Raw genomic sequence first — 15,447 nt, 5'->3', positions numbered from 1 at the left:
AGCCCCTTTTGTCTGGCTTGGGTTTATTGACCGCGAACATCCTTGCGCAGTTTCACCGGGTCTTGCTGTTTCTTGTTTTTCGCCCTGGCGGTGCGCATCTTGATGTTGATCGCCTCCACTGCCAGCGAGAACGCCATGGCGAAGTAGACGTAGCCTTTTGGCACGTGCACATCAAAGGATTCGGCGATCAACACCGTACCGACCACCAGCAGGAATGACAGCGCGAGCATTTTCAGCGACGGGTGCTTGTCGATGAATTCGCTGATGGTGCCGGCAGCCAGCATCATCACCAGTACGGCCACGATGATCGCGGCGATCATCACCGGTACATGCGAAACCATGCCGACCGCTGTGATCACCGAGTCCAGCGAGAACACGATGTCGATGATCGCGATCTGAATGATGGTGTAGATGAACTTGCCGCCCTTGCCGCCTGGCTCTTCGTTGGCTTCGTCTTCACCTTCCAGGGCGTGGTACATCTCTTGGGAGCTTTTCCACAGCAGGAACAGGCCACCGAAGAAAAGGATCAAGTCGCGGCCGGAAATACCCTGGCCGAAGACCACGAACAGGTCGTTGGTCAGTTGCATGACCCACGTGATCGACAGCAGTAACAGGATTCGCGTGACCATCGCCAGCGCCAGGCCGAAGATCCGGGTACGCGCCTGCATTGCCTTGGGCATGCGGCTGACCAGGATCGAAATCATGATGATGTTATCGATGCCCAAGACGATTTCGAGGGCTGTCAGAGTGAAGAAGGCAATCCAGATCTCCGGATTGGTGAGCCATTCCATGTGTAGTCCTTAGAACAAATGTTAAACCGCGCGCGCTGCCACGCCGCGCGGTGAGTGGGTACGATTACAGCGTGCTGAACAGCGGGAAAATCCCCATCAGCAATGCGGCAACCAGTATGCACAGGCATACCAGCACCGCCCATTTCAGCGTAAAGCGTTGGTGGTCGCCAAATTCTATACCGGCCAGCGCCACCAACAAGTAGGTCGAGGGAACCAGCGGGCTGAGCAAGTGCACGGGTTGACCGACGATGGACGCGCGCGCCATCTCTACAGCGCTGATGCCGTAGTGGCTGGCCGCTTCGGCGAGTACTGGCAGTACGCCGTAGTAGAACGCATCGTTGGACATGAAGAAGGTAAACGGCATGCTCACCAGTGCGGTGATCACAGCCAGGTACGGGCCCAGTGCTTCAGGGATGACGGCCAGCAGGCTTTTGGACATGGCGTCGACCATGCCGGTGCCCGACAGAATGCCGGTGAAAATACCCGCAGCGAAGATCAAGCCAACCACCGCCAGGACGCTGCCAGCGTGTGCGGCGACGCGGTCTTTTTGCTGTTGCAGGCACGGGTAGTTAACGATCATCGCAATACTGAACGCCACCATGAACAGCACCGGCAGCGGCAGCAAACCGGCGATCAGGGTGCACATCAGGCCCAGGGTCAGGGCGCCGTTGAACCAGATCAACTTCGGACGGCGCGCATCCGGGTATTGCGAGACGCTGATTTCGCTGTGGTCAATTTCGTCGCCTTGCAGGTGCAGCTCACCCAAGCGTGCACGCTCACGCTTGCCGTACATATAGGCGATCGCCAGGATAGCCACCACGCCTGCGGCCATCGCCGGGATCATCGGTACAAAAATGTCCGACGGGTCTACATGCAGCGCGCTGGCCGCACGCGCGGTTGGGCCGCCCCACGGGGTCATGTTCATCACGCCACCGGCCAGGATAATCAGGCCGGCCATGATCCGCGGGCTCATGCCGATGCGCTTGTACAGCGGCAGCATGGCAGCCACGCAGATCATGTAGGTAGTGGCGCCGTCACCGTCGAGGGAAACCACCAGCGCCAGTACGGCAGTGCCGACCGAGACTTTCAGCGGGTCGCCCTTGACCATCTTGAGGATCTTGCGCACGGCCGGGTCGAACAGGCCGGAGTCGATCATCAGGGCAAAGTAGAGAATGGCGAACATCAGCATCACGCCGGTCGGCGCAAGCTTGGTGATGCCTTCGAGCATCATCGGGCCGATCTTCGGTGCGAAACCGCCGAACAGCGCGAACAGGATCGGCACGATGATCAGGGCGATCAGCGCAGACAAGCGCTTGGTCATGATCAGGAACATGAACGTGATGACCATGGCAAAGCCAAGGAAAGTCAGCATAGGAGTACTCCAGGCGTAGCGCGGCTAAGGAATGGCGAACCGAAATGCGGGTCAGCGCAGAACGACAGGCACGAGGCGTACGAGGGGAGTTGGGGCAAGCAGGCGGGTTGTCGCAGACATCAGGGATCACCATTGTTGTTGTTAAAAGCCGGTCTTTTGCCGGTAGTGGGGCGATCCTAGACGGGGAAGCTTTCAGCCAGCTTTCGCTGGCAAGCAGATGTTGAGAGGGTTTTCCGTTTTTCTGTCGGAAAAATCAGGGCAGCTCCAAACCACCGGCGGCTTTGTGCAGTGCCCGCAGATGCTCGCCCACCTGTTTGAGGTTGGCTTCGCAGGCGGCAATTTCGGCAGCGCGGGAAGGCTCCAGCAGCACCCTCACCTCTTTATCCAGCTCGCCGCTCAACGATTGCAGCTGCTTCTGGCGCTCGGCGCTTTCCGATTCCAGGCGCTTGGATTCCGAAGGTTGCGGCAGGCCGTAGCCGCTACTGCCGAGCAATTCCGCCGGGCGGCTGAGGAAGCCGCTGTTGGCGAGGATCTGTTGCAGCGTCTTGTTGGCCTTTTCCATGCCGCCGTTTTTCAGCTCGCGGGCACCTAAATAACGCTGTTTGACTTCGTCCTGAGCCAGCATCAGTTGCTTGCGATAACTGGCCTGTTCCAGCAGCAGCAACGCGGCGCTGGTGCGCAAGTCGGCCTGGCTGAACCATTGGCGGCGCTCCTCTGCGCTGAGCGACAACCAATCTTCAACCTGGGTTTGCTTGATCGGCAGGTGTTTGCGCAACACCTCGAACATCGCCTGGTAGCGCTCACGGAACGAGTCAAAGTGATAACCCCGGCGCAGCGCCTCGCGTTTGTCATTGAGTACGCTGGTGTCAGCCAGCCCGCGTGCGGCGAGCACTTCCAGCAAACCGTTGGGGGTGATGTTATCCAGGCCGGTGAGCTGTGGGTTGGCGCTGCCACTGCGCAACAGTTTCAGGCTCTCTACCGCGCAGTTGTTGGAGATGAAGAAGTAATTGCCGTCGTAGCTCCAGTGCATTTCGGCGGCGTGTTCCACGGTGTCGTTGATCTCTTGGCGCGTCAGCTTCAACGGCACAGACGCCAGGCCGCGCAATTCGGTCTTGGTGTACTCGTCGATCACTTGGGCCAGCGGCAGTACGAACAGCCGCGACGGGTATTTGCCGACCAGGCCATCCCAACTCGACAGCTGTACGTCGCCGACGAACGCGCGGTAAGACAGCACCAAGTGCTGGTCCAGGTCCAGCCGACAGTCGGGGCCGCGTGGGCGGCCGGGCGCGCAAATCACCAGGCGCAACATGCTGTGGCCCCAGCGGCTCACCAGGTTCTGGTTGGCTTCGGCCAGCAGGTAGTCGATTTCATACACCCGCTCCGGGTCGATATGGCCCAGCGGGGTTTTGGCGAAATCGTTGCCTGCATTGAGAAACGCGTAGGTCTTGGCGCAAGTGTCTTGCTCCGGCGGTGCCCAGCCGAAGTGTTCCTTGTAGTAGCGAAACAGCGCGGGGCGGCGGCAGGCGTAGCTCGGGTCGAGCAGGAAGTACTCCATGTTGACCGCCACGAACTCCAGCGGGCTGGTGGTTTCGTAGATGTCCGGGCTGCGTACCACCTGATTGTTGTGCTGCTCACGCTCACCGCGACGGCCGACGTATTGCGGCCAACCGGCAAGGTCGAGCAAGCGTGGGTCGTCACTCAAGGTAAAGCGGCGGTCATTTTGGCCACGGCATTGGTCGGGCAGGCCAATCAGGCCAGTGATGTTGTTCTGGCGGCTGCAATGCTGGATCAGTGCACGGTCGTCTTTGGACCACAAGCGCGCACGGTCATAAATGTGGGTCAGTTCATGCAGCACGGTGGCGAGCATTTCGCGGCGCACGGTGCCGTGGGGGCGGTTGGTTTTTTGGGTGGCGGCGCTGCCGTCGGTCAAGCTTTCGAGCAGGTTTTGGTTGAGGTCCAGCTCAGACACCAGTGACGCCTGGCCGTAGGCGTTTGCGGGCATCTTGTCGGTCCAGCCGACATCGATTCGACGGTCGAGCTGCTCGACAAAGCGCGGCGGCAAAGCGCGCATCGCTTCATCGAGCAACGCCTGGCTGGCCTGCTGTTGGGCCGGGCTCAAGCCATCGGTCTTGAGCCGCAGTTGCAGGCTGGCCTGGGCTGCGCTTGCACAGAGCAGCACAGTGGCGGCCAGTAGCCAGGCGACCAGGCGCCTCACAGTGCGAGGATAGCTTCGGCCAGGGTCTGGTCGCTGGCATCGCGGGCTTCCGGCACGCGGGTGCGCAAGGTGTCGAAGGCGGCTTCCAACTGCGCACCACGGATTTCGCCGTTAGTGGCGACGAAGCTGGCGGCGTCATCGTGGGCTTCGCGCACGATTTTGGAGTCGCGGATGGACGTGGTGGTGTCTGAGGTGAAGTCAATGGTGCGGGCCGAAGCACGCACGACAATGTTACTGGTGGCCTTGAGGGTTTGCGCGTGGGCAACATCGGCCAACAACAGCAGGCCGAGAGCGGCGGCGATCAGCGGGCTACGCATGGACTAACTCCAAAATACAAAGATGGTTATTGGACGAGAATTGCTTGCGCCAGTTCACGGTCACTGGCGTTAAGTTTTGGCCGGGAGCGGCGCAGATAATCCAGCGCGGACTCCAGGCGTGCTCCCCGCCATTGGCCGTCAGTGGCAATAAAAGCGGCAGCGTCATCCTGGGCGGCCATTACCGTTTTTCTGTCAAATGGCGCGGAGCTCACTTTGCTGGTGGCGTAGGCACTGATAACAGTGCTCTGAGTGCTCACGTCAAAGGCCTGAGCCCAAGGTGACCAGCAGGCTGAAAACAACGCGGGAACGATCAACAGGCGGTATGAAAAAACCATGGGACTCGACAACTGAAAGCGAGCGCCAAGGCTAGCGCAATGCCCGGGCGAGAGCCAGCGCCGACACATTTGGAAGCGGCTGGCGCTTCCAAATGTAGAACAGCCGTCAGATGGTCAGAATGGCCTGGGCCAGTTGTGCGTCAGTGGCAGCGTTCAGTTGCGGCGCTTGTTGGCGGATCTGCGCCAGGGCGCTTTCCAGTTTCACGCCACGAATCGCGCCTTCGCTGGCAACAAAACTTGCAGCGTCGTCACGGGCAGCCTGTACGATTTTATTGTCGCGCAGGGAAGACGTGGCATCCGAGCTGGCGTCGGAAGTGGCTTTTAATGCGCCGACGATCGAATCGGTGGTCACGATAAAGCTGCTCGCGTTGGCATTGGCAGCCACGGCCAACAGGGCAGCAGCACTTAACAGGCGAAGACGGGACATGGGGTGACTCCTGTAGATGAACAGATAAAGCGGCGCAAAACGGCCACTGCGAAACGGGCATTGTTTCTGTTAAGCATCAGACGCCCGTTCTACAAGGTTCGCCACGTAGTGGGGCGATCTTAAGCCGCAGTTCATCGGTTCGGGAAGACCCTGACCGTTCAGTTTCGCCCGAACGGCCCGGATCTCGAATTGTACCGGCCGGTTGAGATTTTTAATTAACTGTACTGGTTTCTTGAAAGACTGCTGTTTGGCGCAGGAAAAGCTGAATCGCAGAAACAACAAAGCCCGCCTCCGGTTACCCGGGGCGGGCTGTGTTTTTACAAATCAGGTTGCTGGCGGTGGACCCGGTGGGTCAGGGCCAGCGGGCGCTCATTAGCGCCAGAACGGCTTGCTCAGCTCTTCGTAGCGTTGAGCTTCGCTGATACCGGCGTCAGCCAGCAGACGCGAATCCAGACGAGCCAATTGATGGCGGCTTGAGATGCGGCGCTGCCACAACATCAGGTTGGCGATAACGCGCAAAGGCATGGAAGCCTGGGTGTTTACAGCTTTTTCTTCAAAGAACAGATCGGAACTGAGTGTACGTTCCATGGTGACATCCTTCCGCTTGTGGCGGGATTAGGTAGTGGTTTAACTGATGGCAATGATCCTCCTCCGGCGCAAGACTCACTAGATACAGTTCACCTGTATTGTGCGAGGCCAGTTAGCTGTTTATCAGGGCTGTACTGTACGGAAATGGGGCAACTGTACCTGTCTGCACTGAAAGTGTGCAAAATTGACTTGTATGGCAGGTTATGCAGGCTATTCCTGTAGGAAAAGACCGGTACAGCAGTACAGTTTTTTACGGAAGTGCGATTAAAACAGGCGGGCTGATGAAACTGTATCTGCATCAGCCCGAATCTGTATCAATCAGGCCTTGAGCATATGCCCGGTTTCTTCCAGGTTAATGTGCCAACTGAGTGCTTCGCGCAGGATGTGCGGGGTGTGCCCGCCGATGGCGCAAGCGGTTTCAAAGTAGGTGTTCAACGCATCGCGGTACGCCGGGTGCACACAGTTGTCGATGATCACCCGTGCGCGCTCACGCGGCGCGAGGCCACGCAGGTCGGCCAGGCCTACTTCGGTGACCAGAATATCGACGTCATGCTCGGTGTGGTCCACGTGGCTGACCATCGGCACTACGCTGGAAATCGCGCCGCCCTTGGCGATCGACTTGGTGACGAAGATCGCCAAATGCGCATTGCGCGCGAAGTCCCCCGAGCCGCCAATGCCGTTCATCATCCGCGTGCCGCAGATATGCGTGGAGTTGACGTTGCCGTAAATATCGAATTCAAGTGCGGTGTTGATACCGATAATCCCCAGGCGGCGCACCACTTCAGGGTGGTTGGAGATCTCTTGCGGGCGAAGTACCAGTTTGTCCTTGTAGTGTTCCAGGTTGCCGAACACGTCGGCATTGCGCCGCTCGGACAAGGTGATCGAGCTGCCGGAGGCAAAGCTCAGCTTGCCGGCGTCGATCAGGTCGAACGTCGAATCCTGCAACACTTCCGAGTACATGGTCAGGTCTTCGAACGGCGAATCGATCAAGCCGCACATGACCGCGTTGGCGATGTTGCCGATCCCGGCCTGCAATGGGCCAAGCTTGTTGGTCATGCGGCCGGCGTCGACTTCCTGCTTGAGGAAGTTGATCAGGTGATTGGCGATGCCTTGGGTATCAGCGTCATGCGGCGTGACGGTGGAGGCCGAGTCGGCCTGGTTGGTGATCACAATGGCGACGATCTTTTCCGGCGGGATCGGGATTGCGGTGCTGCCAATCCGGTCGTCGACTTTAACCAGTGGGATCGGCGTGCGAGTCGGCCGGTAGGTCGGTATATAAATGTCGTGCAGACCTTCCAGGTTCGGGTTGTGCGCCAGGTTGATCTCGATGATCACTTGCTTGGCGAAAATCGCGAAGCTGGCCGAGTTACCCACGGAGGTGGTCGGTACGATATGCCCTTGTTCGGTGATCGCGATCGCTTCGATTACCGCAATGTCCGGCAATTTGAGCTGGTTGTTGCGCAGTTGCTCAACGGTTTCCGACAAGTGCTGGTCGATAAACATTACTTGGCCCGCGTTGATCGCCTTGCGCAGGGTGCTGTCGACCTGGAACGGCATGCGTCGGGACAGCACGCCGGCTTCGGTCAGTTGCTTGTCCAGGTCATTGCCCAGGCTGGCGCCGGTCATCAGGGTGATTTTCAGCGGCGAGGTCTTGGCGCGTTCGGCTAGGGCGTGGGGCACGGCCTTGGCTTCACCGGCACGGGTGAAGCCGCTCATGCCGACGGTCATGCCGTCCTCGATCAGTGCGGCGGCGTCTGCCGCGCTCATGACCTTGTTCAACAACGAAGGCAAGCGGATACGATCACGGTACATGGATTGTTATCTCGGGCTACGGAAGCAAGGTGCGCAGTTTAGTGATTTCAAAAAGTTTCGGCGCGCTACCATGGTCGAATGCCATGCAGCGATTTAGAGCCTTTGGTCGGGTTTCATGCGCTCATAAAAAACCCCAGCCTACGCGAGGCCGGGGTTCAGGGTATTGCGCTGGCGCAGTATTATTCGATGGCTTTAACCATGTCTTCGATGACCTTTTTGGCATCACCGAAGACCATCATGGTCTTGTCCAGGTAGAACAACTCGTTGTCCAGGCCCGCATAGCCGCTGGCCATCGAGCGCTTGTTGACGATGATGGTCTTGGCCTTGAAGGCGTCCAGAATCGGCATGCCGGCGATCGGCGAGTTCGGGTCGTTCTTGGCGGCCGGGTTGACCACATCGTTGGCGCCCAGCACCAGCACCACGTCGGCCTGGCCGAACTCGGAGTTGATGTCTTCCATCTCGAATACTTGGTCGTAAGGCACTTCCGCCTCGGCCAGCAGCACGTTCATGTGCCCGGGCATGCGGCCAGCCACGGGGTGGATCGCGTACTTAACGGTCACGCCGCGGTGAGTCAGCTTTTCGGTCAGCTCTTTAAGTGCGTGCTGCGCCCTGGCCACGGCCAAGCCATAGCCCGGCACGATGATCACCGTGTCAGCGTTGGTCAGCAGGAAGGTCGCATCGTCGGCAGAACCGGACTTCACCGGGCGGGCTTCTTTCGAGCCCGCAGCAGCGGTTGCATCGGCAGTGTTGCCGAAACCACCGAGCAGCACATTAAAGAAGGAACGGTTCATCGCCTTGCACATGATGTACGAGAGGATCGCGCCGCTGGAGCCGACCAGCGAGCCTGCGATGATCAGCATCGAGTTATTCAGCGAGAAGCCGATACCCGCCGCCGCCCAGCCGGAATAGCTGTTAAGCATCGAAACGACCACCGGCATGTCGGCGCCGCCAATCGGGATGATGATCAGCACGCCGAGCACGAAGGCCAGCGCCAGCATCAAGGCGAAGGCGCTGAGGTTGCCGGTGAACATGAACGCAAGGCCCAGACCCAGCGTCGCCAGGCCGAGTACCAGGTTCAATTTGTGTTGCCCGCCGAACTGTACCGGTGCGCCCTGGAACAGACGGAACCTGTACTTGCCCGACAGCTTGCCAAAGGCGATCACCGAGCCGGAGAAGGTAATGGCACCGATCGCGGCGCCAAGGAACAGCTCCAGGCGGTTACCGGCAGGGATCGAATCACCCAGGTGTTTGACGATGCCCAACGATTGCGGCTCAACCACCGCTGCGATGGCGATGAATACCGCGGCCAAGCCGATCATGCTGTGCATGAACGCCACCAGCTCCGGCATCTTGGTCATTTCAACGCGCTTGGCCATGATCGAGCCCGCGGTGCCGCCGATCAGCAGGCCGACAATCACGTAGCCGATGCCGGCCGTTGCAAGCTCGGCGCCGAGCTTATAGATGAGGCCCACGGTAGTGAGCACGGCCAGCGCCATGCCGAGCATGCCGAACAGGTTGCCGCGTCGCGAGGTGGTGGGGTGCGACAGGCCTTTTAGGGCCTGGATGAAGCAGATCGACGCTATCAAGTAGAGCGTCGTGACCAGGTTCATACTCATTACTTCTGCACCTCTTGTTTAACTTTGGGCGCTTTCTTCTTGAACATCTCAAGCATCCTGCGGGTAACCAGGAACCCACCGAACACGTTGACCGCCGCCAGCGCCACGGCCAGGGTGCCCATGGTTTTGCCCAGTGGCGTAACGGTGAGGGCAGCCGCCAACATGGCGCCGACGATCACGATCGCCGAAATAGCGTTGGTCACTGCCATCAGCGGCGTGTGCAGCGCGGGTGTTACGTTCCAGACCACGTGATAACCGACATAAATCGCCAGTACAAAGATGATCAGGTTGTAGATACCGGGGGAGATAAGCTCTTCCATCGTCTGAATCCTTGTTTAGGCGTTTTTGCGGATGACTTGGCCGTCGCGGCACATCAGGCACGCGGCGACGATGTCGTCTTCGAGATTGATTTCAAACTGCCCTTCCTGATTAAACACCAGCTTGAGGAAGTCCAGCAGGTTGCGCGCATACAAGGCCGACGCGTCGGCGGCTACAGCGCCCGCGAGGTTAGTCGGGCCGCAAATGATGACGCCGTTTTCCACCACCACTTGGTCAGCGACGGTCAGCGGGCAGTTGCCGCCCTGCGCCGCCGCGAGGTCGATGACGACTGAGCCGGGTTTCATCTGCGCAACGGTGTCGGCGCTGAGCAAGGTCGGCGCTTTACGGCCGGGGATCAGCGCGGTAGTGATGACGATGTCGGCTTGCCTGGCGCGTTCGTGCACGGCCAGGGCTTGGCGTTGCATCCAGCTGGCTGGCATCGGGCGCGCATAACCACCGACGCCGACGGCGCATTCACGTTCTTCATCGGTTTCGTACGGCACGTCGACGAACTTGGCGCCGAGCGATTCGATTTGCTCTTTTACGGCGGGGCGAACGTCGGACGCTTCGATCACCGCACCCAGACGTTTCGCCGTGGCGATGGCCTGCAAACCCGCAACGCCAGCGCCGAGGACTAACACACGAGCGGCTTTAACGGTGCCCGCGGCGGTCATCAACATCGGCATGAAGCGTGGGTAGTGATGGGCTGCCAGCAGCACGGCTTTATAGCCGGCGATGTTCGCCTGCGACGACAGTACGTCGAGGCTCTGGGCGCGCGACGTGCGCGGTGCAGCTTCCAGTGCGAAGGCGGTGATGCCGCACTCGGCCAGCTTGGCAATGGTCTCGTTGCTGAACGGGTTGAGCATGCCCACCACGACGGTGCCGCTTTTGATCAGCGCAAGCTCGCTGTCACTGGGGGCAACCACCTTCAGAATCAGCTCGGCGCCAAACGCATCGCCCGCACTGCCAAGGGTTGCGCCAGCGGTTGCATAGGCACTGTCGACGATGCTGGCGTTAAGGCCTGCGCCGTTTTGTACCGTGACCTTGTGGCCCTGGCCGATCAGCTTCTTGATGGTTTCCGGGGTGGCAGCTACCCGCGTTTCACCGGTCTGGGTTTCGAGAGGAACACCAATGTGCACGTCAAATCTCCTGCATGATCTTTTTGCTTTGATTTTGTAAAAAGGCCAGTGCACCACGAGTGGCGCAACTGGGGCGGCCGATCAGCACGATCCCGCTGAAATGACAGCGGGGCGCGGCATTTTGCAGGCGAACTTTGCGGCCTTCAAGGGATTATGACGGGTGACGAAAAATTAACTACAAGTCACCCTGTGACTGATTGTCGCAATATGCAGAGATAAAACCTTTCAATACAGGTGGTTAAAGGGTTTAAACGGTATTAAATCGCGTTTTGGATTTCTCGCGTGAATAACCGTATATGGATTACTCATTGTCCCTACAGACCACGATAGCCATGGCTTTCAGTCTGATTTTTGGCTTATTCGCACAACCCATCAAAAGGCGACATATATGTATATCTGTAGGATTAATATTTAGTTGACTACAGGGTCAGTAAATTGGCTTTGGCCTTTAAGTACGGGTGCTGTAGCGCTGTGATTGGTCGATCAGCCAGTCCCTGAAAGCGCGTAATGACGCGGATTCGACTTTTCTCTCGGGAATTATCAGGTAATAAGCCTTCGAGCTGCTCAGCGCTTCGGGGCTCGCGATTACCAGCCGGTGCTCGTTCAGTTCGCGTTGAATCAAGAACGGCGGGATCAGTGCAATGCCCATGTCGTGCATGGCCGCTTGGGACAGCATTGAGAATAGCTCGTAACGAGGGCCTGTCATGTCGCGGGGCACGCTGAGCTGTTGGGCGTTGAACCATTGGCGCCACGCATAAGGGCGGGTGGTTTGCTGCAGCAATGGCATTTCCGCGATGGCCTGCGGGCTGAAGTGCGTGCGGCTGCCGAGCAGGGTCGGGCTGCACACGGGGACCGGGTTTTCGCCCATCAGCCTGTGGGATTCGGTACCCGACCAATCGGCATCGCCAAAGTAGATTGCTGCGTCGAATTCGGTATCGGCAAATAGAAAGGGTCGCGTGCGGTTGGTGAGGTTGACCGTCACTTCCGGGTGTCGGCATTGAAAGTCCTTGAGGCGCGGGATCAACCATTGCGTGCCAAAGGTTGGCACCACTGCCAGTTCGATCACGTTGGCGCCCTGCTGCCCCATGACTGACAACGTGTCGCGCTCCACGGCGTCCAGTTGCATGGCGACGCGACGGCTATAGGACAGCCCTGCTTCCGTCAGCTTTACTCCGCGTCGCGAGCGCCGAAACAGCTCGACACTTAAAAACTCCTCAAGGCTCGCAATTTGTCGGCAGATCGCACCTTGGGTGATGGAAAGCTCAAGCGCCGCCTTGGTAAAGCTCTCGTGGCGGGCCGCCGCTTCAAAACTGACCAGGGCGGTGGTGCTGGGGATTTTTCTGCGCATATACGTTGTACTCACATATAAAGCGCGTCTGCGCCCTTCTCGGTAGTTTCGGAGTGAGAAATTAGCACAACCCTATGCACAAACCTCGTTTGCCCTTGTCGCCCGCGCCGCCTAGGCTGCATCCACGACTTCTGATTTTTCCCGCGAGGACTTATTCATGGCTGGCAAGGCAAGCTTCAACTGGATTGATCCACTGTTGCTGGATCAGCAGCTCACCGAAGAAGAACGCATGGTGCGCGACAGCGCTGAGCAATTCGCCCAGGACAAGCTGGCCCCGCGTGTGCTCGAAGCCTTCCGCCATGAACAGACCTACCCGGCGATTTTCCGTGAGATGGGCGAGACCGGTTTGCTGGGTGCGATGATCCCCGAGCAATACGGTGGCAGTGGCTTGAGTTATGTCAGCTATGGGTTGATTGCGCGTGAGATCGAGCGTGTCGACTCCGGCTATCGCTCAATGATGAGCGTGCAGTCTTCACTGGTCATGGTGCCTATCAACAAATTCGGCACCGAGGCGCAAAAGCAGAAATACCTGCCCAAGCTGGCGTCCGGTGAATGGATCGGCTGCTTCGGCCTGACCGAGCCGGACCACGGCTCCGACCCTGGCGCGATGATCACGCGTGCGCGCTCGGTGGACGGCGGCTACAGCCTGACCGGCGCGAAGATGTGGATCACCAACAGCCCGATCGCAGATGTGTTTGTGGTGTGGGGCAAGGACGATGCCGGCGATATTCGCGGGTTTATCCTGGAGAAAGGCTGGAAAGGCCTGAGCGCTCCGGCGATTCACGGCAAGGTTGGCCTGCGCGCCTCGATTACCGGTGAAATCGTCATGGACAACGTGTTTGTGCCGCAAGAGAACATCTTCCCGGACGTGCGTGGGTTGAAAGGGCCGTTCACCTGCCTTAACTCGGCGCGTTATGGCATCTCTTGGGGGGCGCTGGGTGCCGCTGAGTTCTGCTGGCACACCGCGCGCCAGTACACGCTTGATCGCAAGCAGTTCGGCCGCCCATTGGCAGCCACTCAATTGATCCAGAAAAAACTGGCCGACATGCAAACCGAGATCACTCTGGCCTTGCAAGGTTGCCTGCGCCTGGGCCGCATGAAGGATGAAGGGACGGCAGCGGTTGAGATTACGTCGATCATGAAGCGCAACTCGTGCGGCAAGTCCCTCGACATCGCGCGTATGGCGCGCGACATGCTGGGGGGCAACGGCATCTCGGATGAGTACGGCGTGGCGCGTCACCTGGTCAACCTGGAAGTGGTTAACACCTATGAGGGCACTCATGACGTGCACGCGTTGATTCTTGGCCGCGCGCAAACCGGTCTTCAGGCGTTCTATTAATAGGAGCACGGCATGGGCGCGCTTTCACATCTGCGGGTGCTGGACCTATCGCGAGTACTGGCGGGCCCTTGGGCCGGGCAGATCCTGGCGGACCTGGGCGCGGAGGTCATCAAGGTCGAGCGGCCGGGTAATGGTGATGACACGCGTGCATGGGGCCCGCCTTTCCTTAAAGATGCCTACGGCGAGAACACCAGTGAGGCGGCGTATTACCTGTCGGCCAACCGTAACAAGGAGTCGGTGACCATCGACTTCACGCGACCGGAAGGCCAGAAACTGGTGCGCGACCTGGCGGCCAAGTCCGACATCTTGATCGAGAACTTCAAAGTAGGTGGGCTCGCGGCGTATGGGCTGGACTATGAATCGCTCAAGGAGATCAACCCTGAGTTGATCTACTGCTCTATTACAGGCTTTGGTCAGACAGGGCCTTACGCGTCGCGCGCAGGTTATGACTTTATGATTCAAGGGCTGGGTGGGCTGATGAGCCTGACCGGTCGCCCAGAGGGTGAAGACGGCGCAGGGCCGGTCAAGGTGGGTGTGGCGTTGACCGACATCTTGACGGGGCTTTACTCGACTGTGGCGATCCTGGCGGCGCTGGCGCACCGGGATCACGACGGGGGTGGTCAACATATCGACATGGCCTTGCTGGATGTACAGGTGGCGTGTCTGGCTAACCAGGCGATGAATTACCTGACGACGGGCGTGTCGCCGAAGCGCTTGGGTAACGCTCACCCGAATATCGTGCCTTATCAGGATTTCCCCACGGCTGATGGTGACTTCATCCTCACCGTCGGTAATGACGGGCAGTTTCGCAAGTTTGCCGAGGTGGCCGGGCAGCCGCAGTGGGCGGATGACCCGCGCTTTGCGACTAACAAGGTGCGGGTGGCTAACCGTGCAGAGCTGATCCCGCTGATTCGTCAGGCAACAGTCTTCAAAACCACGGCTGAGTGGGTCTCGCAGTTGGAGCGAGTGGGTGTGCCGTGTGGGCCTATCAATGACCTGGCGCAGGTGTTCGCCGACCCTCAGGTCAAGGCGCGTGGGTTGGCGATGGCGTTGCCGCACGCATTGGCGGGGCTGGTGCCTCAGGTGGCCAGCCCGATACGGCTGTCCAAAACCCCGGTTGAGTACCGTAGCGCGCCTCCTCTATTGGGCGAGCACACGGCTCAAGTGCTGCAAGGTCTGCTGAATTTGGCGCCGGCGCAGCTGGCTGCTTTAAAAGCAGCGGGCGTTATCTGAGCGTTCCCTTCTATATAGAGGGTGTTAAGGGCGCTAATCAGGTTGTTTTTTAATCAATCCTGACTAATTGATAGAAAAGCAAAATTAACGGTTGACGGCAGATTCTGGAAGTCTATAATTCGCCCCACTTCCGGCGCAGTCGAAACGGAAAACTCCTTGCTAAACAAAGAGTTATGCGAGATTCGACAGCGAGTTGCTTCAGTTCATCGAAGCCCAGAAGGAGTTGGTAGAGCAGTGTTGTTTGGCTCTATTATTAAACAAAGAGTTATGCGAGATTCGACAGCGAGTTGCTTCAGTTCATCGAAGCCCAGAAGGAGTTGGTAGAGCAGTGTTGTTTGGCTCTATTAACGTTTCGATCTTCTCGGTCGAAAGCGGAGAAAAAGAGGTGTTGACAGCAGCGTGTAACGCTGTAGAATTCGCCTCCCGCTAACGAGAGATCGGAAGCGCAAGTGGTTGAAGTTGTTGAAGAATTCTTCGAAAACTTCTGAAAATAATCACTTGACAGTAAATGAGGCTGCTGTAGAATGCGCGCCTCGGTTGAGACGAAAGATCTTAACCAACCGCTCTTTAACAACTGAATCAAGCAATTCGTGTGGG

The 15,447-nt window shown here is 58.6% G+C and carries 14 protein-coding genes; 2 read left to right on the top strand and 12 right to left on the bottom strand.

The features are described from left to right. Positions 1 to 23 precede the first annotated feature (23 nt). From AO240_RS10705 to AO240_RS10650, 12 genes are all read right to left on the bottom strand, one after another. Entirely contained in the window at positions 24 to 791 is a 768-nt protein-coding gene (locus tag AO240_RS10705; protein ID WP_099236519.1) for a TerC family protein, read from the bottom strand. A 64-nt stretch (positions 792 to 855) separates the two neighbouring features. Further along, positions 856 to 2,163, bottom strand: coding sequence for a CitMHS family transporter (locus AO240_RS10700; protein ID WP_099236518.1), 1,308 nt, complete (start codon positions 2,161 to 2,163; stop codon positions 856 to 858). A 253-nt stretch (positions 2,164 to 2,416) separates the two neighbouring features. Beyond that, a complete protein-coding gene (locus AO240_RS10695; RefSeq protein WP_099236517.1) occupies positions 2,417 to 4,378 on the bottom strand; it encodes a DUF4105 domain-containing protein in 1,962 nt (653 codons plus the stop codon). Beyond that, positions 4,375 to 4,695: a DUF2388 domain-containing protein gene (locus tag AO240_RS10690; RefSeq protein ID WP_064450072.1), complete on the bottom strand. Its 321-nt coding sequence runs from the start codon at positions 4,693 to 4,695 to the stop codon at positions 4,375 to 4,377. Before AO240_RS10690 ends, AO240_RS10695 begins: the two co-directional genes overlap by 4 nt. Positions 4,696 to 4,721: 26 nt before the next feature. Then, positions 4,722 to 5,030 carry a DUF2388 domain-containing protein gene (locus tag AO240_RS10685; protein WP_099236516.1) on the bottom strand — a complete coding sequence of 103 codons (309 nt, stop codon included), beginning with the start codon at positions 5,028 to 5,030 and terminating at the stop codon, positions 4,722 to 4,724. A 106-nt stretch (positions 5,031 to 5,136) separates the two neighbouring features. Beyond that, a complete protein-coding gene (locus tag AO240_RS10680) occupies positions 5,137 to 5,457 on the bottom strand; it encodes a DUF2388 domain-containing protein (RefSeq protein WP_099236515.1) in 321 nt (106 codons plus the stop codon). A 372-nt stretch (positions 5,458 to 5,829) separates the two neighbouring features. Next, entirely contained in the window at positions 5,830 to 6,045 is a 216-nt protein-coding gene (locus AO240_RS10675) for a DUF1127 domain-containing protein (protein WP_099236514.1), read from the bottom strand. A 318-nt stretch (positions 6,046 to 6,363) separates the two neighbouring features. Then, the gene (locus AO240_RS10670) at positions 6,364 to 7,857 is read right to left on the bottom strand and encodes an acetyl-CoA hydrolase/transferase family protein (protein ID WP_099236513.1); all 1,494 of its coding nucleotides are present in this window, start codon (positions 7,855 to 7,857) and stop codon (positions 6,364 to 6,366) included. A gap of 179 nt (positions 7,858 to 8,036) precedes the next feature. Further along, positions 8,037 to 9,473 carry an NAD(P)(+) transhydrogenase (Re/Si-specific) subunit beta gene (locus AO240_RS10665; RefSeq protein WP_099236512.1) on the bottom strand — a complete coding sequence of 479 codons (1,437 nt, stop codon included), beginning with the start codon at positions 9,471 to 9,473 and terminating at the stop codon, positions 8,037 to 8,039. Beyond that, positions 9,473 to 9,793: an NAD(P) transhydrogenase subunit alpha gene (locus AO240_RS10660; RefSeq protein WP_099236511.1), complete on the bottom strand. Its 321-nt coding sequence runs from the start codon at positions 9,791 to 9,793 to the stop codon at positions 9,473 to 9,475. The genes AO240_RS10665 and AO240_RS10660 overlap by 1 nt, the downstream gene beginning before the upstream one ends. Before the next feature lie 15 nt (positions 9,794 to 9,808). Beyond that, a complete protein-coding gene (locus tag AO240_RS10655; RefSeq protein WP_099236510.1) occupies positions 9,809 to 10,930 on the bottom strand; it encodes a Re/Si-specific NAD(P)(+) transhydrogenase subunit alpha in 1,122 nt (373 codons plus the stop codon). Positions 10,931 to 11,378: 448 nt separating this feature from the next. Next, entirely contained in the window at positions 11,379 to 12,278 is a 900-nt protein-coding gene (locus tag AO240_RS10650; protein WP_177445811.1) for a LysR family transcriptional regulator, read from the bottom strand. A gap of 157 nt (positions 12,279 to 12,435) precedes the next feature. Here AO240_RS10650 and AO240_RS10645 point away from each other — a divergent pair, with 157 nt between their 5' ends. Continuing rightward, positions 12,436 to 13,617, top strand: a complete 1,182-nt coding sequence (locus tag AO240_RS10645; RefSeq protein WP_099236508.1) for an acyl-CoA dehydrogenase — start codon at positions 12,436 to 12,438, stop codon at positions 13,615 to 13,617. 12 nt (positions 13,618 to 13,629) lie between these two features. Continuing rightward, the gene (locus AO240_RS10640; protein ID WP_099236507.1) at positions 13,630 to 14,850 is read left to right on the top strand and encodes a CaiB/BaiF CoA-transferase family protein; all 1,221 of its coding nucleotides are present in this window, start codon (positions 13,630 to 13,632) and stop codon (positions 14,848 to 14,850) included. The last annotated feature ends 597 nt before the right edge of the window (positions 14,851 to 15,447 follow it).

It is taken from the genome of Pseudomonas sp. ICMP 460, from assembly GCF_002723595.1.
Lineage (GTDB): Bacteria > Pseudomonadota > Gammaproteobacteria > Pseudomonadales > Pseudomonadaceae > Aquipseudomonas > Aquipseudomonas kitaguniensis.
Note: the sequence above shows the minus strand (reverse complement) of the source record. Positions and strands in the feature narration are given on the sequence as shown.